The sequence below is a fragment of the Phycisphaeraceae bacterium genome (assembly GCA_019636555.1).
In the GTDB taxonomy this organism is placed as follows: Bacteria; Planctomycetota; Phycisphaerae; order Phycisphaerales; family UBA1924; genus JAFEBO01.
In genome coordinates this window covers 3307127-3328328 of sequence record JAHBXH010000001.1, presented here as the reverse complement: position 1 = coordinate 3328328, position 21202 = coordinate 3307127, and the positions used below count along the sequence as shown (strand labels likewise).

The following is a 21202-nucleotide window of genomic DNA, read 5'->3' as shown; positions in this document are numbered from 1 at the left end:
AGGCGCAGAGAAGAAAGGACAAATCAGGATTGTGGAAAGGCGAAGGCTCTCGCCATTCCGAACGCAAAGTTTTCCGAACAGAAATTCTCAACGAACGACTCACCCATGAAGACTCAAACCAATTCCCTGTTTTTCTCTCTGTGTCTCTGCGCCTCTGTGGTGAGTTCTTCTTCCGCTCAAGATTTGACGGTGAAGGCGCCGGCTCAGGATCTGCCGGTGCTGATCCGGCACGCGACGGCGCACCCGGTGAGCGGGCCGGAGATCGCGGATTCGGTGATCTGGCTTGCGGAGGGCAAGATCAAGGGCGTGTTTTCCTCGGCGGACTTCGCGGGCATCGAGAAGACGATGAGCTGGAAGTCGCCGGGCCCGGTCGAGATCGACGCAACGGGCAAACACGTCTACCCGGGCATGATCGCGGCGTACACACAGCTCGGGCTCGATGAGATCGGGATGGTCGATGCGACGCACGACTACAAGGAACTCGGCGATATCGTGCCGGAAGTGCGGGCGATTGCCGCGGTGAATCCGGATTCGACGGTGCTTCCGGTGACGCGGTCGAACGGCGTGCTCGCGGCGGGCGTGTTCCCGAAGGGCGGGTTGATCCCGGGTCAACCCGCGGTGATCCAGCTCGAAGGCTGGACGTGGGAGGACATGGCGATCGAGAAGTCGATCGGCATGACGATCGAATGGCCGAACGTTCGCCCGGTTTCGTCGTGGTGGATGCGCACATCGGAAGCGGAGCAGAAAAAGCGGGCGAAACAGTCGATCGACGCGATCGAGAATGCGTTTTCGACAGCGACCTCGTACTTCGAAGCGCGGCGAGAGAACGCGTCCATGCCGAACGACCTGAGGTGGGATGCGATGCGGGGCGTACTCAACATTCAGCCCGCGAAGGGGACGATGGGGCTGACGCGTCAGTGGCCGGTGTTCATCGTCGCCAACGACTACGACCAGATCGTGTCGGCGGTGACGTGGGCGGCGACTTTGAAGTTGCGGGTGGTGATCGTCGGCGGCATGGATGCGCCGCTGTGCGCCGAGCTGCTCAAGAAGAACGAAGTTTCGGTCATCGTCGCGGGCACGCAGCGGTTCCCCAAGCGCGATGACTCGGATTACAACCAGTCGTTCGCGTTGCCGGCGAAACTCAAAAAAGCGGGCATCCCGTTCTGCATCGCGAGCGGCGAAGAGACGCCCCACGAGCGGAACACGCCGTACGCGGCGGGGATGGCGACGGCGCACGGACTTTCACAGGAAGACGCGATCCGGTCGGTGACGCTGTCTGCCGCGGAGATACTGGGCGTTTCGGGCCGGCTGGGTTCGCTCGACAAGGACAAGGACGCGACGCTGATCATCACGACGGGATCGCCGATCGAGATCACGACGCAGATCACTGATGCGTTCATCAGCGGGAAGCGGATCGATCTCTCGAACAAGCAGACGAAGCTCTACGAGAAATACCGCGAGCGGTATCGGCAGATGGGGGAGTTGAAGGACCGATCGGGAAAGTAAGAAAAAGGCGATTTACCACAGAGATCACAGAGGACACAGAGGACACAGAGAAAAACAGAAAGGAATCGGGAATTCAGATCCAGCAGTCGTGCTTGGCGCTCACGCCAAGCACTCTTCCGCCTTTCTCCGTGCTCTCTGTGGTGAATTGCCTTTGATTCGGATCAATTCGCGATCGGTGTCGCGGCGGGCGCGAAGTCTTCGGTCGCGGAGAGTTCGATGTCGGGATGGCGCTTGGTGAAGTGACGCATGCCCCATTCGTCGGCGAAGAGAACGACGTTTCGTCCCTGCCAATCGGTCGCGAGCGTCGTATCGGCGGGAAGATCGGGGAGCCAATCGGGCTCGGCTGCGGGTTTGCGCCACCATCGCATGATCTGCCAGCGCGTCATCTCGAGGCGCGACTCGGCGCCGTACTCGGACTTGAGGCGGTACTGCACGACTTCGAACTGGAGCGGCCCGACTGCCGCGAGGAGTGGAGTCTTGATCTGGCCCGAGCCGGTGTAGAGCACCTGGATGACGCCCTCCTGAAGCAGCTGATCGAAACCGAGGCGGAACTTCTTGGAGTTGCCGGGCTGCGGGTTGTGCAGGTAAGCGAACGTCTCGGGCGTGAAGCGCGGGATCTCGTTGAAGACGATCGACTTGTCTTCGGTGAGCGTGTCGCCGATGCGCAGGATGTCGTGGCCGAGGATGCCGACGACGTCGCCGGCGCGGCCTTCGTCCACGGTTTCGCGTTCCTGGCCGAAGAGTTTTTGCGCGTTGGAGAGGCGGATGCGCTTGCCGCTCTGGGCGTGGATGACGGACATTTCGCGCGTGAACGCCCCGGAAACGATGCGGACGAAGGCGATGCGGTCGCGGTGTTTGGGGTCCATGTTCGCCTGGATCTTGAAGACAAAGCCGCTGAAGACGGGGTCTGCGGGCTTGATCCAGCGTTCTCCCGCGGCGGTCGTCACCTTGCGCGGGGCGGGATCGGCGGAATGCTCGACGAAGCCGTCGAGGAGAAGCTGGACGCCGAAGTTGTTCATGGCGCTGCCGAAATAGACGGGCGTCACCGTTCCGGCGAGCACGCGTTCCTGGTCGTAGGTTTCGCCTGCTCCTTGGAGCATCTCGATCTCTTCGCGCGACTGCGTGTAGACGGCCTCGTCCATCTTGTCCTTGACGGCGGGATCGTCGATGCCCATCACTTCGACCGGCGCGACGTAGGCGCCGTGCGTGGCGCGCTCGAAGAGATGGACCTTGTGCGTGAGCCGGTCGTAGACACCCCGGAAATTCGGGCCGGTTCCGAGCGGCCAGTTGACCGGGAATGCGCCGATGCCGAGCACTTTTTCGAGTTCATCGAGGAGTTCGAGCGGATCGCGCGTCGGGCGATCGCACTTGTTCATGAAGGTGAAGATGGGAACGCCTCGCCGGCGGCAGACTTCGAAGAGCTTGCGGGTCTGCGGCTCGATGCCCTTGCCGGCGTCGATGACCATGACCGCAGCGTCCACGGCGGTGAGCACGCGGTAGGTGTCTTCGGAAAAATCTTTGTGGCCGGGGGTATCGAGGAGATTGATGCGGTAGCCGTCGTAATCGAACTGCAGGACGGTGGAGGAGATCGAGATGCCGCGCTGCTTTTCGAGTTCCATCCAGTCGCTGGCGGTGGCGCGCTGGTTCTTGCGGCTCGTGACCGAACCGGCGAGCTGCACGGCGCCGCCGTAAAGGAGGAGCTTTTCGGTGAGCGTGGTTTTGCCGGCGTCGGGGTGCGAGATGATCGCGAAGGTGCGGCGGGGGAGATGTGCGGAAGTCATGGGAGAGTCCTGGGTCCTGAAGTTCTGGGTCGCGTAAGAAGGAAGAATTCACCGCAGAGTCGCAGAGGGTGCAGAGCAAGAGAAGTCAGATGGAAGATTTCGGGTTGTGAAGTTCAGGGTCATCAGTTGGAAAACGCTCACAGGAACCGAGATGCCAAGCACTTCTGACCTCAACCCATTTTCCTCTCTGTGTCCTCTGCGACTCTTCGGTGAGTACTCCGGATAGCGACGTGCGAAACGGGATGTGGGGTAATCGACGAAGATGTGAGGCGACTTTGCTAGACCGCAAAGGCCCGCGCTGTGAAGCGTTCACGATCTTTCGCGAAATCGAGCGGCATATCGGGCAATCGTAGGTAGCGTGCCGGCCTTCCAAGGCCTTGTTCGATCTCGCGTTCGAAGCGGCCGGGGCGGCAGAGTTCCTGCGTGTTGGTCGATGCGAAGAGCACGCCCTTGGGGTTGAGGATTTTCGCGGCGTCGCCGACGAGGCGCGCGTAATCGGCGATCGAGCTCCACGGGCGGATCCCTTTTTTCTTCGAGCCCGCGGAGAAACTGGGAGGATCGAGAATGATCATGTCGAACTTCAGGTTCTTGCGTTTGGCGTAACTGAAGAATTCGAACGTGTCCATGCGGGCGAAGCGGTGCTGCGAAGGATCGAGCTTGTTGTGCTCGAAGTTGCGTTTGCCCCAGTCGAGATAGCGGGGAGAAACATCGACGCTTGCGGTTTGGGCGCCGGAGATTGCCGCGGCGACGGAAAAAGCGCAGGTGTATGCGAACGTGTTGAGCACGGCGGGGGGCGTGCCGGTTGCGCGGACTCGATCCCTCACCCAATTCGCGATGAACTTGCGGTTGTCGCGCTGGTCGAGGAAGAGACCGGTGGACAAACCGTTGTACAGGCGGACTTCGAGATTCCAATCGTGCTCGCGGATGAGGAGGGATTCCGGGAGCGGCTCACCCGCGGCGGGAGCGGGATCGGTCACGATCGGGGGCAACTCGCCGCCCATTTTGGAACGGTCTTTCGCGAAGGGCTTGAAATAGACGGCGCGAGTGTCGAAGGGCGCGAGCACACGGAGGACAGTCTCTGCTTCCGCGATCGGATCGAACGCGCGGGGCGCGCGACCTTCGTACACGATCAGCACGGCGCCTTGGGCGTAGACGTCGACGAATACGCCGTCCATTCCGTCGGCTTCGCCGGAGAACACGCGAAACGCCTGGGTTGTGCGACTGTTCACGAGTGGGCGGCGGCGCTTGAGCGCCTTTTCGAGCAAATTTCGGAACGCCGTCGTGTTCTGGCGCTCTGGCGATGGAGTCGGCGGTTTCACGCGGAGGAGAATACGGAGAACGGCGAACGACCGCGCTGGATGGGCTCTTGCGCGTTCGAGGCTGGTGAGCTGTTCGGTGCGGGCTGTTCGTTGCGAGGGACCGGGCGGGCCGGCTGTTTCACGGCTTGTGGATTTGTGAAACGCCTGGGTGAACGGGTTTGGCTCGCGAAATCGAAGCGAACGGTTGTCTTTGTTCCTCTTGAGTGGAAAGGCGAGTTATTGTCACGCCATGTCAGAGGTGGTTTCACAGCCCGAGCCTCGTGCGAAGCCGATCGGGGTTTGGGTCTCCGCGCCGGCGGCGACACGGCTGGTGTTCTTTATTTCCGGCTTTCTGATTGCCGCCTGGGCGCCGCTGATTCCGTTCATCAAGAACCGGTTTCACTTGAGCGATGCGCAACTGGGTTTGCTCTTGCTTTGCATCGGCGTGGGCTCGATCGGCGCGATGCCGCTGACGGGCGGGCTCACAGCTCGCTTTGGATGCCGGCGCGCGATCGTCGCGGTCGGCACGATCGCGTGCATCATGCTGCCGCTTGCCGCGGCGATCACGCGGCTTGAGCTGCTGATCCCGGCCCTCTTCGTGTTCGGCGCGGTGCTCGGGATGCTGGATGTCGCGATGAACATCCACGCGGTGATGGTCGAGCGTGCGCTCGATCGGGCGATGATGTCGGGTTTTCACGGGCTGTGGAGCATCGGCGGCATTGCGGGCGCGGGGACGCTGAGCGCGCTGGTTTCGATCGGTTCGACGCCGCTTGTCGCTTCGATCGTTGTTGCGGTGATATCGATGATTCTGCTCGCGGTCAGTGCGCGGGCGTTCTATCCGCGCGGCAGTGAAAGGGGAGGACCGGCGTTCGCGCTCCCGCACGGGGGCGTGGTTGTGCTCGGGTGCTGCTGTTTCGTGCTGTTCCTCGCCGAGGGGTCGGTGCTGGAGTGGAGCGCGGTATTTCTCAACAAAGAGCGCGGCATGCAGATCGCGCACGCGGGGATCGGGTTCATCGGATTCTCGGTTGCGATGACCGCGGGCAGGTTGACGGGTGACCGCATTGTTCGTGCGCTCGGATCGAGGCGGATTGTTCTGTTGGGCGGTTTGGTTGCTGCCGCGGGCTTTGGTCTTGTGGTGGCCGTTCCTTCGGCGGCGGCGTCGATCGGCGGGTTTGTGCTGATCGGAGTGGGGGCTTCGAACATGGTTCCGGTGATGTTCTCTGCCGCGGGAAGGCAGGAATCGATGCCGGCGCACCTGGCGTTGCCGGCGATGACGACGCTTGGGTATCTGGGAGGCTTGGCCGGGCCGCCGCTCATCGGATTGATCGCGCAGTGGCTCGGGCTGCCCGTGGCGCTGGGGCTGATCGGGGCGATGATGGGCGTGATCGCGGTTGCGTCGGTGCGGATGAGGTTGTGAGTTCGCGCCGCGGTGCATGGCCTTCGATGGCACTGCGCGAAGCGAACTAGGGAACGAAATTGGGTTGCGGTGCAGATTCCGATCGAGTCGGTTCTGAGGTCTCCGCTTCAATTTCGGTGGTCTCTCTCAGGGGCACAGCATTGTGTCGTACGCCTGGGCGAAGATCACAAAGTCGGCATCATCGACGAAGCCGCTGTGATCGAGGTCGGCGTCGCATCCGAACGGCGACTCATCTTCCGGCGCCGGGCAAGCGTACGTGCTGTATGCCGCGGCGAAAACGACGAAGTCATCATCATCGACCAGCGCGTCGAACGTGAGCTCGCCCGGGCAGGATCGATCGAGATCGACAAGCCAGATTTTGCGTGTGTATTCACCGGCTCTTGTGACGAAATCAGCTGTGCCCGCAAAGATTCGGTTGCTCGCGCTGATCGCTCCGAGCCAGGGTTCGGAATAGAGCAATCCGGGCAATGCCGCGCCGTCCGGCGCGAACAGATCTGTGATTGTTCCAAAGCCGTAGCCGCGCCTCCAAAACGATGCCTGCGGCCCGGGGTAGGGGTTGTATGACGGGTAGATTCCGATGATGGAGCAATCCGGGCTTGCGCCGCCGACACCGACAACATCGACGTCAAGGCGATCACCAGCGATGACGGTTCCGTTGCCCAAGACTTGCCAGAAGCGCAGTTGGCTGCGGCGACCGTATTCATCGAGCGCCATCGCATTCGTCCCGTCGGAGCTGACAAAGACCTCTCGTACATACCCCGTGTTTAGTTGCTGCAAACCGGCCTCTTGAGTCCACAACGCCGACGAATAGCCCGCGCCGATTCCAACCACGCGACCATCATCTGAGATTCTTCCGGACTCGGTGCGGGTGTCCATCACGCGGATTTCCGATGCACCCTGCCAGAGAAACGTACCGGCGTCGCTCGTGTACAAGACGGTCGCGCCGTCGGGTGAGATCGCGATCGCCCGCGCATCCGGCGAGTTTGATGGCGGGTAGTCGTATTGCATCGACTCAACGTGCAGCCGAAACGCGCCTTGTCCTTCTTTGCCTCCGACGACCATCGAACCGTCGCGGCTCAGCCCGCCGTGGCGCGGGTACGTCGCATTCGGCAGACTCACATAGCCGGCCGAGTCGCGCCAGAGCCATGCGGCCGAGAGGTACGGGTAGATCACGATCAGAGTCGATCCGTCGGCGCTCATTCCGCTTACGTATTGATATACGCCCGGCGGGAGATCGATGTAGCGGGTAAGACCGGCGTGAGATGACGCACAAACGATCGCAGTCCCAAGGCACAAGTTGAGCGCGGATGCATGAATCATGGCGGTTCTCCGAGAAGAGGTGCGAATTCCTCTCTCCGGGCGAAGAAACACGGCCGCGAGCGCACAAAAACGGTAGAGATTCTTTGCTTGTGCGAGGCCTAGTTCGGCGGTGCCGCCGCCGCTCGCGCCTCTTTCAACAGGTCCGCATCGTCCTCATCCATTCCCGGAAACAGGAGTCCCGCCGGGATCGAGTCGAGTGCTCTTCGGGCGTCGTCGGCCTTGTTTTGGGCGATCAATGAGAGCGCGAGCACTGCGAAATCTCCGACGGCGGGATCGGCTGTGAAACCGGCGGCTTTCCATGAAGCGAGCCGTTCTCGTGCCGCGGCTTCCGCTTCCTTTGCTTTTCCGGCCCGCAGCAGCGCGAGGGCGCGCGTATTCGCGAGGGCGGCGTTTTTCGGCTGAGCGGCGGTGGCCTCGTCGAGGCGAACGAGCGATTGCAAGGCGAGTTCTTGTGAGGTGTCTGCGCCCTTCACGAGCGCCCAGCAGGCGACATTGACATCCTGGGGCGATCGGGTGAAGGACGGATCGAGCAGTTTCTTGGTGAGAGCGGCTGCCGCGCCGTCCGAGCCGGCCCTGCGGAGGGCTGTGTAGATGTGGGCGTTATTCGTGACGCTCGATGGATTCCGCGAAACAGCGCCGGAATAGAGCTTTAACGCCAAATCGAGCGCATCGGGCGAACCACCCGCGCATTGGAGCAGGACATCGGCGGTGCTTCGCTGCGCCCATTCGTTCATCGACTCGATGCCGGCACGCCGGACGCCTTCGATGATGAATGCTCGTGCTTGATCGGGTCTTTCCAGCCCGATCAGGGCACGTGCTTTGCGTTGAAGCGCGGCGATCGAATACTCGCTGGCGGGTCCGGCGAGATCACAAAGCCTTTCGTACACGCCCTCGAGCGCCGCTACTGCTTCTTCGAATCGACCCTGCATGTTCAGGCTTTCGGCCAGGAGGGACGCGCAGAGCTGTACGTACTCGTGCTCCGGGTCAGCCGCGAAAAACCCGTCGCGAGCTGTACGAAACAGGGGCTCGGATCGGGCGCCTCGATCGGATGCAGGAACGTCCGGGTCGTAGCCTCGGCAGATTCCGATGCCTTCCCTGTAGGCAAAGTGAGCGTGCACAATCGGGGGCAGCCCGGGCAATGCCGCGGCTAACACGCTGATGTCCAAATTGAGCCGGTGCAGGATTGCGGGGGTCATTCCCGGCACCCGGCGACCGCTTTCGAAGTCGGAGGAGAGCGAGTTCTCCCAATCGAGCATCACGTACGCCGGGTCGCTCGGTGGCGGGCACAGCTTGCGGCGCAGCTCGACAATGGTGAGCACTTGTGCGCCGAGCTCAGGCGAACCCGCGTCGGCGAGTTCGTAGTACTTGTTCACGGCGTCTGCGAGCGATCGCTGCTCGGGCGGAAAGGCTTTGTTGAAGACCGCCTCGGATTGCGGGCAGTAGTGGCGCGAGAGGGACCAGGCGAGAGCTCTGTCCTCAAGGGCTTCCGCTTTGTCTGGCAGACCGAGCGACGTGTAGGCCCGGGCGGCTCGCTCGCGGAAAGCGTTGGCCATGACGGGATAGACGCCGGCGGCGTCAAGACCGTCCGCCGCGGCGGCGAGCAACGGCGCCGCGCCGGCGAAGTCCTTCTGACCGAACAGAGCCTGCCCTTCGAAGCCGTCAATGAGGCGCACTATCCAATGGTCGGCGGAAAGCACCTTCGATGCTGCGCCGCGCCACTGCGCGAGCGCTGTTCTCGCGGCGGCAAAGTCGCGCATCTGCAGCAGCGCTTCCGCCTTCCATTGGCGAGCCTGGGCGACGTGGGAATTCGTTTCCGACTTTGTCTCGAGCAGGAGCGAGAGCGCGCGATCCAGGCAGTCGATTGCAAGGCGTGAGTATGCGTCGGGATCGCTGCCGAAACGGCGACGCTGGTGCGACTGATGACCCCAGTAGACCAGCGCGAGAACCGCGGCGTCCCGATCGCGTGACTGCGGGTCGATGTCGGAGCGAATCTGCTTTTCAATTTCCGCGGCACACGCGTGCCCGCCGGCCTCATTGATCTGCGACCAGACGATTCCCGAGTCTTTCATCGACTCAATCGCCCGCCAAACGCCGGGATGCGACTGCTGGAGAACCTGCTTCATTGAGTCGTACACCCGCAGCCGAGGGCTTGTCCTTGCGTCGACACCCCGGGCCTCGTTGGCCTGCCAGTAGGACGAGTAGAACTCGAATGCCGCGCCGGGATCAACCCTTACCCCTGCGCGAAAAAGGTCGTCAGCGATGTCGAATTGCGCGAGCGCCAGCGGCAGAGCCCGTTGCGCCCAGAAGGCACGCCCGATCCGGCTGCGCACGGAAAACTCCGCTTCCGGCTGCGCTTTGAAATAGTCCTCGATGCGCGTCGAGGCCCGTTCCAGCATTTCATGCGATGTTGTGGTCGCGGTGTTTGTGACGTCCGGGTCGGCCGAGCCGATCACCAGATCGCTGAACCGAAGAAGCGATTCCGCCCGCGCCGCCTCGGTCGCGGCCTGAGTCTTGGCGGCTGATTCGGTGCGTTCCGCCGCTCGCGCCGCTTCCGCCGATCGTTCCGCTTCGAGCCGGGCCGACTCCGCTAGTTGACGCAAACGCGTCTGACCGGCTTCGGCGGTCAGGGCGCGGTCGCGCTCGCGTGCCGCGCGAAAGAAGCCCGCGCTGGAGACCACGAGCCCGAGAATCAGAACGAGAAAGATCGAAGCAGAGGAGACAACCAGGCCACGGTGGCGCGCGAGGAATTTTCTCGACTTGTAAGCGGCGCTCGCCGGACGCGCTTCAACCGCTTCGCCGGTGAGGTATCGGCGCACGTCCGCCGCCAGTTCTTCGGCGGTCTGATACCTTCGGCGCCGGTCCTTTTCGAGCGCCCGCATCACGATCCAGTCGAGTTCGCCTCGGATAATTCTGCCGAGTCGTTGAGGCTCCGTTCGGCGCAAGCCGGCGATTGCGGGAAGCCGGCTTCCCGCGGTACTCACGCGCGTGCTCGGACTGGGCGGGTCCTGCTCGCGGATAATGCGCTGCATCTCGAGGATGCCCGCTCGCGCGAGCGAGTCGGAGTCAAACGGGGTGCTGCCCGAGAGCAATTCGTACATCAGCACTCCGAGGGAATAGACGTCGGAGCGGGTGTCGATGTCCTGGCTCGTCATCTCGACTTGCTCGGGGCTCATGTACGCCGGAGTTCCGATCATCTGGCGGAATTCGGTATAGACCGTCAGATCCGCCACGCGCCCGCCGAGCATCTTGGCGATGCCAAAGTCGATCACTTTGGGAACCGAGGCGCCGTCCTGCATCGTGACAAGCACGTTCCCCGGCTTGATGTCGCGGTGGATGATGCCCTTTGAGTGGGCGTGCTGCACAGCCTGACAAACAGGAATCAGCAATTCGAGTCGCTCGCGCGGCGAGAGACGTGCGGCATCGCAATAGCCCGTGATCGGCGAGCCTTTTACGAGTTCCATGACAAAGTACGGCAGGCCGTCCGCCGTGCTCCCCGCGTCGAACACCTTCGCGATGTTCGGGTGGTCCATGAGCGCAAGCGCCTGGCGCTCGGCCTCGAAGCGGGCGATCACTTGCCGGCTGTCCATTCCTGGTTTGAGCACTTTGAGCGCCACGCGCCGTCGGATCGGGCGCTCCTGCTGCGCGAGGTAGACGCTTCCAAAACCACCTTCGCCGATCAACTCCAAGAGCTTGAAGGCGCCGATGGTCGACCCGATCCGATCGAGGTGCGCGGGCGCGTTCGACGCCGCATGGCCTGACGTCGGATTCTGGAGAAAATTCCCCGCCCGCTCGAGCGCCGACAGCAGGGACAAGACTTCAGCCGAGATGCGCGGGTCGGCGCCGGCCTGCGCATGCACGAAAGCTCTTCGCTCCGAGTCGGGCAACTCCAAAGCCTGCTCGAACAGGTCATTGATGCGCGAGCGATCCAATCTGAAGAGCCCCCACGTTGCAAAAACTCTCAGTCTTCCAGCGCCCGGAAAAGCCATGCCCGCGCGCGAGCCCAGAGCGTGTCAGCCTTGCGCGATGAAACGCCGAGCACCCTCGCTGCTTCGTCGCCGCTTAGTCCGGCAAAGAACCGCAGGCGCACAACGTCCGCCAGCACAGGGTCCTCCACCTCCAGGCGAGAAAGCGCCTCGTCGAGCGCAAGGATCTGAGAAGGATCGGCGTGAAGGGCTCCGGAGAAATCGGTCAAGGCTTGGTGGCCGGTACCTCCGCCGCGCTTGTCCGCGTTCCGGGCGCGCGCGTGGTCGATCAGTATCTGGCGCATCGCTCGCGCCGCAGCATCATAAAAATGGGCGCGGTTTGCCCAGTCCGTCGGCGCCCCGCCTACCAGCTTTGCGTATGCCTCGTGCACCAAGGCGGTCGCCTGGAGAGTGTGGTCGCGCCGCTCGTCGCGCATGGCGTTCTGTGCCGCGGCACGCAACTGCGAGTAGACCAGCGGCAGCAATTCGTCCGCCGCTCGCCGGTCGCCCGACGACGCTCTCTGAAGGATGGCTGATACCCCCGGATCTGGCATCGTGCGATTGTATGAATCATCAGCCCGCCGCCAGCGAAATGCTCGAAATCGGAGAGTGGGCCAGTTTGAGTTCTCATGCACGGTGCCTTTGGTGGGACGCCTCTCCGCGGCGTCTTTGGGCCTGTTTCATGAGACCCGCTCCGGAGAAGCGGGCCACCAAATCCAAACTGGCCCGCTACCCGGAAACGCGAAAATCAAGACGAAATCCTCGCGTCGTCACACAGGACAAAGCGTCCGGAGAGAAAATATTGAATGAAGCCAGCGAAACACCGGTTGAACTTTTTGTCGTGGCCGCGGATGCTTTGCCGGGGTCTGTTTGGCGCGGGATTCAATCCGCATAGGCGGCGCGGCAAGGGGATCGCAACGGACGACCCCGACGTCAGTCTTTGCCGCAAAGGCAGCAGCGCTCGACAAAGTGAGAGAATGGGAAACGCAGCGTGCTTGCGAGCTTCGCGAGATCATCGCAGGCAATATCGCCGGTCGCTTCATATCGCTTGATCCAACGGGGATGAATTCCGGATCGCTTTGCAAGCTCGTCCAACTCCCATCCTCGGAATCGGCGCGCCGCCGTGAGCCGTCGGCCGATCATGCGTGTGTCTTGGCTTTGTATGCCCATGCGATTCCCTCCACGTTTTTGGTGAGGGGGACCGCTCAGGTGCCGAGAGGTTGAAATCGCCGAAACGTGGCGCGCGGTATTCCCGCGGACTGTGTTGTATTCCCGCGCCCTCTCGACCTGGAGGGCGCGCGCTTCCGTGAACACACGCGCAATCGCAGTTTCGGGGATCTCACGCCCCATCACGAGATCATGTTTATCTGATTTGGCTCGCGTTGTCACTTGAATTCCGAGGCGTGAGTTCCCCCCCCGATCGTTTGGGCCCAATTAGGAGATTGGGCCAAAGTAGATGTTGCGGCCAATACCGTTTGCGGGCTAACGTCAAGCGGCAAATGGGAGTGGGTGTGTGGCAAAAAATCGACCCACCAAGGCTGCTGCAGAAACCTACGAATTATAGGAACCATGACTCTGGACAGCCGAGTGAATTGTGGATGAAAGCAAACTCAAGGTTGGCATTGACTGCCGGACTCTACCAGGTTGGAGGAGGACCTCCGTAGGGGGCTGAAGGGTAAGATACTGCAGTGGAAGCCGTGTATTCGGTACATGTTAAATCTATTGCACGAATCAGTAAGGTTGTAGCAAGCTTGCGACCTCGTCGATTGCCGATTTCGAGTGACGAGATAGGGACCGGGGATTCACAACCTCCCATTGCGCGGTATCCTTGTACCAAATTGAAGAGGCGAACACAGTGAAGGTGACGCAACCCCCCACCCAATCTGCGTGGGCCCGGTAACGGGCCCCGCAGGTTCTAGCGTTTTTTGTGTTCTACGCGAGAAGCGGACTGTCGGGTGGGAGGCTTGTCCGTTGTATTGACGGTGTATGCCTGGATTGAATCTCGAGACGTGTGGCGCTCAGCAAGCGGCGCGGAGTCGTAAAGATTGACGCCGCCCCTGAGTCGCGACTCACTGAGTTTGCGGGTCACGCCCCTTCGGGGTCATCGGCGGCCAGCATGCAAATCAGGCGGCTGTCTTGCTTGGGGTGACGTTGATCATCTCGTTGACCGCCTCTATGAATCTCGAGATTGGTGTTGGCGTTACAAGAAGCCGCCAAGCCCGTTCTTGCATCGCCGCACCATCAAGTGTAATCTTCTTGTCGAATGACAGAATGATGGTGGGGAGCGAAGCCGCTCCTTTTTCCCTTTCAGCAGCCAACAGCTTATCGACAAGGGGACCACGCTCCTTGGCAGAGGCGATGTGTACGACGCACAAGTTCGGAGGCTCCTGAGTTCCCGATTTCGAGATCGCTTCGCAGAAAATTCGAAAAGCATCGGTATCCGGCTCCATGCCGACAAATATTGGACGAAACGGCCCGGTCAGAGATTGACGAAGCTGTTCCGACCGATGTGTCCAGGAAACGGCGCTGGAACCAGACAGCAGCGAGAGGGTTGTATCTTCCGTGTGCTGGCGAGCAGTTTCTTCGAGCTGACGGACTAATGCTGGTCCAATGTGAAGCGCTCGGCAGTGTTCTGTCGTTGGATAAATTACGTCATTGCCACTACTTCCCAGCAGCATCGCGTGCGCAAAGCGGTCGGCGAGCCCGAGCCGGATGATTTCCATGGATCTAGATGGAGATGCACTTCGTGCGGCGCTAACCGAGGTGTGGTGATGAAGCACCGGGTCCAGAATCAGCCTTGGAAACTTCCAGGCGCCGAGAAATCGATCCATGATGTCCGCGTGATTCAGTAGGAGCATGCGGGACTCGACCAACTCCAGCGGAGCTCCGAGTTGTTGAGCCGTTTCGATAACGTGAATGTATTCCTCGCCCAGGACTTCAGCCAGGATTACGCGGCCCACGTCATGCAACAGGCCACTAGTGAAGGCCGAGTCCACGTCTTGAGCTCCAAGAGCGCGCGAAATCTCGGCCGCCATGACTCCCGTTGCAATGGAATGTTCCCAAAACTGCGTAGTCGCAATGTGCTCTTTGAATGCGGGACAGTTGAAGCGCTCAACAACACTGATATTTAGAACAACTTGTCGAATGTTGTCCATGCCAATACGAAGCACCGCTTTGTGAACAGTATCTATGCGGTCCCCGCGGGAATAGATAACCGAGTTCGCAAGCCGCAGTATCTTGAGCGCCATTGCCTGATCCTGGCGAACGGCCAATGCCACAGAATCCAGGGAGTAGTTCGGGGTCGCAGTTAATTTGAGAATCTGCGACACTGCAGGGGAGAATCCTTTGAGCTCTTCGAACTCCTTTAGGCGGTTGAGAAGGTCGGATCTCGGTATAATCGGCTTGATGGCCTTTAACAGGCTGTTGAAATTCTGATTGTGCCTACTGCGCCGACGCATTGCAGACAACTTTCTGGCCCTCAGACCCGGGTCGCGAGGGTAGATGGCGGTTCGAAATTGCGACTGGTTGGAGTTTTTCAACAGCCTGTTAAGTCATCTGCGAGAGATCCGGTTGTCGTAAGGTGTGCGTTGTGACACCCAGTCACTCGATGTGAGTGCTCAGATCCGACCATTGCAGCCGGAGACACTGCTGGCTCGCTGGCGGGCGGGGATTTGGACTTAGGCCCAATCATCGCAAGTTTCGGATCTGCTGTACTGTCCTCATTCGAAGTGCTTGGAACTGAAGGAAGTCGAGTCGCGGTGGCGAATTGCTCCTTCACGCGACTCAACAGTTCCTTTAAGGAAAAACTAGCCTTGAGCAAGTATCCCGCAATCCCGAGCTTCATGGCTTCGACAATTCGAACTCGATCAGATTCTGCGGAAAGGACAATCACCGGCGTTGTCTTGAACGTCGGTTCATTTCGCATGTATCGCAAAACAGAAAGCCCATCCAGCACCGGCATTCCGAGATCCAGGAGTACTAGGTCGGGTTTCACTTCCGACAAGAGCACAATCGCTTCGTGCCCGTTGGCCGCGGTTGCGGTTTTTAGCCCTTCAGCGCGCAGCACAGCTTCGATCGGCTCTCGGAAAATCGGCATGTCGTCAACGACTAGAACAGTCTTCAACATGCGATGCCCTTTCGGTACCTGGAGTGTCGATGCCGTCCTATCGGCTTAACGATATCTTGGCTTGACATCAATATTCCGCTTGATTGGTGCTGCGGAATGACCGAGGTGTGTGAGATTGTCGGTCCTCCGATAGAACCATTGAGCGGGCAAGATCGCTGCGGAATACTGGAAGGGGGCAGCGTTAAGGCCGTGAAGTACCCGGCCTATGAGGTGCCGTTGATGCGACGAAAGATCTTCAGAATCATCGGCGCAATCAGAATCGCGTTGAGAGCCGCTAGCAGGCTGTTGAAATTCTGATTGTGCCTACTGCGCCGACGCATTGCAGACAACTTTCTGGCCCTCAGACCCGGGTCGCGAGGGTAGATGGCGGTTCGAAATTGCGACTGGTTGGAGTTTTTCAACAGCCTGCTAGCGTCGCAGCTGTTCCCATAACGATCATTGGTGGCACCGCCACTCTCATTGTCGCCGCCGCGCATTTGCGGGATGCGGTTCGTTTGAAGAACAACGGTGAGGCGCTCTCGGCCGCTCGACAGTCAATGCTGGACACCGGACACCTGCTTAGGCTAGACGTTGAAAGGGTAACAGGAGCCGCGATGTCTCGTGGTCGCAAAATTGCGACAAGTTCAACTGTTGTCGCGGCGCTCGGTGATAGGAGCAGAGAACGGCTAACGCAAATCTGCAATGAAACGGTCGTCAATTCAACCGAGATTGATGCCGTCGCAGTATTCAATCGAGACGGAGAAATCCTGGCGATCAATACCGTTCTCAGCGACGGGACTCCCATTCCGCGCGAGCGGGTTGAGAAGATCACCTCGCGGAGCTTTGGTGATCGAGGTGTTATCGCGCGATGTGCGCGCAACGGGGAGCGTGCCGAAGCACTGGAATTTCAAACCAGTTGCGATATTACGCCTGCGTTCTTTGGATCGAGCGGGCTTTCTGTTGCCCACTCACAGGCGGTATACGGTGCAGATGGAAGGCAGATAGGTATCGTCAGTACAAGGCTTCGCTTTGAGCGGATTACTGCCCTCAGTCGCGAGCGGCCTATTGCGGGAGGCAACGGTTCAGTCAGATTCGTTTCCGATCATGGCGCATTTTTCGATGAAGCCACGAATCGAGGCGCCACTCCACCTATTCCGGCAGGTGAATTGTCGGAGATAATCGCGCCGCTGGTGCACGGGCAAGCCTCCGAAGTGCTCGTCGATCGAGATGGCACCACACACGCATTATTTCGCGTAACGGGATTGGCAACCATAGAAGGGGGCGGGATCCAAGTGATGTTGAGCATGCCAACATCATGGTCGACGATAGACACGCGAAATGCGGCAATCGTTGGGGTAGGCACACCATTGAGCATTGGATTGCTGCTTCTTCTGGTAGGAGCTACCTTACGCTCAAGAGCAGAAGCTCGCGTCCAAGCGGACGAGGCGAAGCATGCACTCCTTGAGTCCGCGGCTCTCCGTACGGCCGTAGAGCAGCATTCGATTGTTTCGGTGGCGGATACCGAGGGGCGCATTGTCGCAGTAAATGACTTATTCTGCCAGCTCAGCGGCTACACGCAGCGGGAGCTCGTTGGACACAGTCATCGAATTGTCGAATCAGGACTTCATCCAGTCTCGTTCTGGACGGAAATGTGGCAACGCATAGGATCCGGAAAGGCGTGGCGTGGAGAAATCTGCAACCGAGCCAAAAACGGATCATTGTACTGGATCGACAGCATCATCGCACCGTTTCGAGGCTCAAACGGAGCAATCGACAAATTCGTGTCAATAGGTTCGGACATCACGGCGCGTGTGGAAGCCCAGGAACAAATTGCGGCGAACGAGTTGCGGATGCGCGCCATTATCGACGCAGAGCCAGAATGTTTGACTGTGACCGGGCCAAACCATGAGCTCCAGGAGATTAATCAATCGGGGCTTCAATTGTTCGAGGCAGAGTCGGTAGAACAACTGCGGGAGCTTACTCTGCTGGCGCTGGTGCGGCCAGAGTATCGCGAATTGTTTTCTGAAATGCAAAGACGTGTACTCAAGGGCGCTTCGGAGACATTCGAATGTCAGATCTGCGGATGCAGAGGTCGTTTGCGATGGATAGAGTCACGCGCCGTCCCATTGCGAAGCATCTCAGGAGGTATCGAGGCGGTTATTACGGTATCTCACGACATCACCGATCGAAAGCAAGCCGAGGGAAGAGTTGCAGCGATGCACGCGGAATTGGAATGCCGCGTAGACCAGCAAACAGCTCAGTTGCGTGCGAGCGAAATGCAATACCGCACGCTATTCAATTCGATCGATGAAGGCTTTTGCATTATCGAAATGCTCTACGATGCCAATGGCAAACCAGTCGATTACCGCTTTCTAGAGATTAGCCCTTCATTCGAGAAGCAAACTGGCATTAGCAATGCGGTGGGGCGAAGAATGCGAGAGATCGCGCCAAACCACGAAGAACATTGGTTCACATGCTACGGGAGAGTAGCGCTAACCGGCGAAGCGTCCCGGTTTCAGCACCGAGCCGAAGCGCTGAATCGGTGGTACGATGTCTACGCCTTTCGCTTTGGCGAACCGGCAAGTCGCCAGGTGGCGATTCTATTTAAAGACATTAGCGATCAAAAGCAGATGGAGAACGTGCTTCGCGAAGCAAAGAACGCCGCGGAGCGGGCGAACCGCGCCAAGAGCGAATTCCTTGCGCACATGAGTCATGAAATTCGCACTCCGCTCAATGGCGTAATCGGAATGACCGACCTGCTTCTGGGAACCAAACTCTCAGAGGTTCAGCAGAGATACGCCAGTGTAGCGAAGTGCTCGGCGGAGACGCTCACGACCGTGATCAATGATATTTTGGATTTTTCAAAAATTGAAGCGGGAAAGCTAGATTTTGTCATAAATGATTTTGATCTACACTGCGCTGTTGAAGATGTCATTGAGGTGATGTCGCAGCGAGCTCATGTCAAGGGCCTTGAAATCGGATGCCATATTCATCGAACTGTTCCTCGTCGGTTGCGCGGCGATGCTGATCGGCTCAGGCAGATTCTTATCAACCTGGTCAACAACGCCGTCAAATTCACCGAACAGGGATCAGTTGTAGTTCGACTTTACGGCGAACCTACGACCCGCGGTCGGACGATCATCCGCTTCGAGGTAGCGGATACCGGGCCGGGAATTGCACCGGAACGCATCGGGCGACTATTCAAGTCATTCTCACAGGGGGATGCATCAACGACGCGGCTCTATGGTGGCACTGGATTGGGGTTGGTCATTTCCAAGCAATTGGCAGAACTCATGGGTGGTGATATTGGAGTTTCAAGCGAAGTTGGCCACGGAACGAAATTCTGGTTTACCATTGAATTGGAAGAGTGTGGAGACTCAATCGCCTCCTCGAGAGAGGACTTGGGACGAGTGTCAATACTGCGGGCGCTCGTAATCGACGACTGCGAAATGCAAAGCAAACTGTTGTGTGAGCAGCTCGAAACCGTTGGGATTGCCTCGGATGCTGTGTCTAGCTGCGACGAGGCGCTTCAAATGCTAGTGGCTGCAGCATCCCAGGCGGCGCCATATCGTGTCGCTATCATATCAAATAAGCTCTCAACTCCATCCAGCATCGAGTTTGCGGAGCTCATCCAAGCTGACAAACGCATCCAGCACACGGTGCTGTTGGTGCTACTAGCGGCCGAAGAGCAAGTCGACCATGAAAAGATCCGCGTGAGAGGATTCGCAGGGTATGTCACCAAACCCGTCCGTCAGTCGAGATTGGCGAAGATGATTGATGACAGCATCGCTTCGCCGCAGTGTCGGCCGAAACCAGTGACGCCCGATGAAGGGCAAGGAGTCGTCGAACGCGGGAAGAATGAATCGCCGGCGCAGTGCCGAGGTCGGATTCTTGTTGCCGAAGACAATGAGGTAAATCAGATTGTCACACAAGAGATACTGTCGCGTGCAGGATACGTATGCGATATCGTGGAAACAGGAAAAGAGGCTGTGTTCAGAGCTCTCACCGGACGCTATGACGCGATTCTGATGGATTGTCAAATGCCCATCTTGGACGGATTTGACGCGACACGTGAGATTCGGCTTCGAGAGAGAAGCGCGGACCGCGGGATGGGCCGCCAAAGCCGCATTCCGATCGTGGCGCTGACAGCGAATGCCATGATGGGAGACAAGGAGCGGTGTCTGCAAGCCGGCATGGATGCATATACCAGCAAACCCGTCAACCCGGAGGAATTGATTCGCACCATCGAGCGGGTGGTGCTCAACAAGGGGCGGAGCAACAAGGCGAAGGAAAGCAATGTATGAGTGACTCAGCTGGGCAGGACTGTCGGAGGGACGCAAGGCGGTCAGGTGAAGAACCGTTTGTGCTTGAGGCTCTCCTGGAGAGGTGCATGGGAAACACGACGATTGCGATTCTCGTTCTTGACAAGTTCGAGTCGCAGTTGCGAAAGGATCTAATCGAGGTGGGACAGCGTCCTCTTGTTCACGACGCAAGTCAACTTGCCAATAAGGCGCATTCTCTGAAAGGCTCGGCGGCGGCGGTCGCCGCAATTGGCCTACAGCGAATGGCCGCCAATTTGGAGAGTCTTGCTCGCCACAACGAAATCGCCTCGATCGCGGCGGAGTTGGCAGGGCTGCAAACAGAGATCGGAAGGTGCCTGGGGTACATTCCGACGGCAAAGGCAGAATTGCGTAAAGCGGACGAACGTCGAGTGTCTACGGAGTCGCCGTTATGAATGTATTGGTCGTCGATGACAACGATGTATCCCTCACGCTCTTGGAAGCGACTCTCACGCAGGCCGGCTACGACGTTGAGGCCGTTCGCGATGGAGCGGATGCGCTCGAGCGTGTACGTCGGGGCGGCGTGAAGCTGGTAGTGTCCGACTGGGAAATGCCGAGAATGAATGGATCGGAGTTGTGCAAGGCGATTCGCGCTGATGGCCTATCCGGCTATGTGTACATCGTCCTGGTGACCGGACACGACTTGCCTCATCAGCGAGTGGAAGGACTCTCTGCCGGCGCCGATGATTTTATCGGAAAGCCATTTGATCCATCAGAGCTCATCGCCCGAGTTAGGACTGGCGAGCGGATTCTTGCCTTAGAAACTCGCGATGTCGCCATCTTTGCGATGGCCAAGCTCGCCGAATCTCGCGATCCTGAAACCGGAGCGCATTTGGAAAGAGTGCGCGGTTACTGCGGAGTGCTTGCTCAGGATTTGGCCCGCAGCGGCGCACACAGAACGGAGATCGATGAAGAGTTTATCCGGTTGATTTATGCAACTAGCCCGCTGCATGATATCGGGAAGGTAGGTATCCCGGACAGTGTGTTGCTGAAACCCGGGCGGTTGAGTGATCGTGAATTTGAGATTATGAAAATGCACGCGACACTGGGGGAGCAGACACTTGATGCCGCGCTGCAGGCATTTCCGGGCGTTAAGTTCCTCGAGATGGCTCGCGATATCGCCGCTTCACACCATGAGAGATGGGATGGCTCAGGCTATCCACGCGGCCTGGCCGGGTCCGCAATACCCCTGTGCGGTCGGATCATGGCGCTGGCGGATGTATATGATGCGATGACATCTAAGCGAATTTATAAAGACGCGTTTACGCATGAAGTAGCTCGAGCGATGATTATTCAAGAGGCTGGAACGCATTTCGACCCCGACATAGTGCAGGCGTTCATAAGAAGCGAAAGGAAGTTCATGGAAATCCGCGCTAGGTATATGGAAAGCGGCGCGGCAATTGCAGCTTAGCGGGTCCTCAAGGGTCACAATGACCGCCGCGTCGGGAGATGTCGGGTCGGAATGTGTCGGGC

General features: G+C 59.3%; 13 protein-coding genes. 5 read left to right on the top strand and 8 right to left on the bottom strand.

The genetic code is table 11. From position 1 onward, the window contains the following. Positions 1-105 precede the first annotated feature (105 nt). The gene (locus KF691_14315; protein MBX3390618.1) at positions 106-1506 is read left to right on the top strand and encodes an amidohydrolase family protein; all 1401 of its coding nucleotides are present in this window, start codon (positions 106-108) and stop codon (positions 1504-1506) included. A gap of 161 nt (positions 1507-1667) precedes the next feature. On the opposite strand, the gene KF691_14310 is transcribed toward KF691_14315, so the two are convergent. Further along, positions 1668-3287: a peptide chain release factor 3 gene (locus KF691_14310; GenBank protein MBX3390617.1), complete on the bottom strand. Its 1620-nt coding sequence runs from the start codon at positions 3285-3287 to the stop codon at positions 1668-1670. Positions 3288-3565: 278 nt separating this feature from the next. Next, on the bottom strand, positions 3566-4606 hold the full coding sequence (locus KF691_14305) for a class I SAM-dependent rRNA methyltransferase (protein ID MBX3390616.1): 1041 nt from the start codon (positions 4604-4606) through the stop codon (positions 3566-3568). A gap of 229 nt (positions 4607-4835) precedes the next feature. Between KF691_14305 and KF691_14300 the strand changes: the two genes are divergently transcribed. After that, positions 4836-6002 (top strand): MFS transporter, encoded by a 1167-nt coding sequence (locus KF691_14300; GenBank protein MBX3390615.1) that lies wholly within the window; start codon positions 4836-4838, stop codon positions 6000-6002. Between the two features lie 126 nt (positions 6003-6128). On the opposite strand, the gene KF691_14295 is transcribed toward KF691_14300, so the two are convergent. The 6 genes from KF691_14295 to KF691_14270 all read right to left on the bottom strand — a co-directional run bounded on the left by KF691_14295 (position 6129) and on the right by KF691_14270 (position 15410). Then, positions 6129-7322 carry a hypothetical protein gene (locus KF691_14295; protein MBX3390614.1) on the bottom strand — a complete coding sequence of 398 codons (1194 nt, stop codon included), beginning with the start codon at positions 7320-7322 and terminating at the stop codon, positions 6129-6131. A gap of 98 nt (positions 7323-7420) precedes the next feature. Further along, positions 7421-11251 (bottom strand): serine/threonine protein kinase, encoded by a 3831-nt coding sequence (locus KF691_14290; GenBank protein ID MBX3390613.1) that lies wholly within the window; start codon positions 11249-11251, stop codon positions 7421-7423. Between the two features lie 29 nt (positions 11252-11280). After that, entirely contained in the window at positions 11281-11838 is a 558-nt protein-coding gene (locus KF691_14285; protein ID MBX3390612.1) for a hypothetical protein, read from the bottom strand. A gap of 379 nt (positions 11839-12217) precedes the next feature. Beyond that, positions 12218-12454 (bottom strand): helix-turn-helix transcriptional regulator, encoded by a 237-nt coding sequence (locus tag KF691_14280; GenBank protein MBX3390611.1) that lies wholly within the window; start codon positions 12452-12454, stop codon positions 12218-12220. A gap of 953 nt (positions 12455-13407) precedes the next feature. After that, the gene (locus tag KF691_14275) at positions 13408-14613 is read right to left on the bottom strand and encodes an HDOD domain-containing protein (GenBank protein MBX3390610.1); all 1206 of its coding nucleotides are present in this window, start codon (positions 14611-14613) and stop codon (positions 13408-13410) included. A 206-nt stretch (positions 14614-14819) separates the two neighbouring features. Continuing rightward, positions 14820-15410 (bottom strand): response regulator, encoded by a 591-nt coding sequence (locus tag KF691_14270; protein MBX3390609.1) that lies wholly within the window; start codon positions 15408-15410, stop codon positions 14820-14822. A 377-nt stretch (positions 15411-15787) separates the two neighbouring features. Between KF691_14270 and KF691_14265 the strand changes: the two genes are divergently transcribed. From KF691_14265 to KF691_14255, 3 genes are all read left to right on the top strand, one after another. Next, positions 15788-19693, top strand: coding sequence for a PAS domain S-box protein (locus KF691_14265; GenBank protein MBX3390608.1), 3906 nt, complete (start codon positions 15788-15790; stop codon positions 19691-19693). Between the two features lie 86 nt (positions 19694-19779). Beyond that, positions 19780-20124 carry an Hpt domain-containing protein gene (locus KF691_14260; protein ID MBX3390607.1) on the top strand — a complete coding sequence of 115 codons (345 nt, stop codon included), beginning with the start codon at positions 19780-19782 and terminating at the stop codon, positions 20122-20124. Next, a complete protein-coding gene (locus KF691_14255; protein ID MBX3390606.1) occupies positions 20121-21140 on the top strand; it encodes a response regulator in 1020 nt (339 codons plus the stop codon). The genes KF691_14260 and KF691_14255 overlap by 4 nt, the downstream gene beginning before the upstream one ends. Positions 21141-21202: the final 62 nt, after the last annotated feature.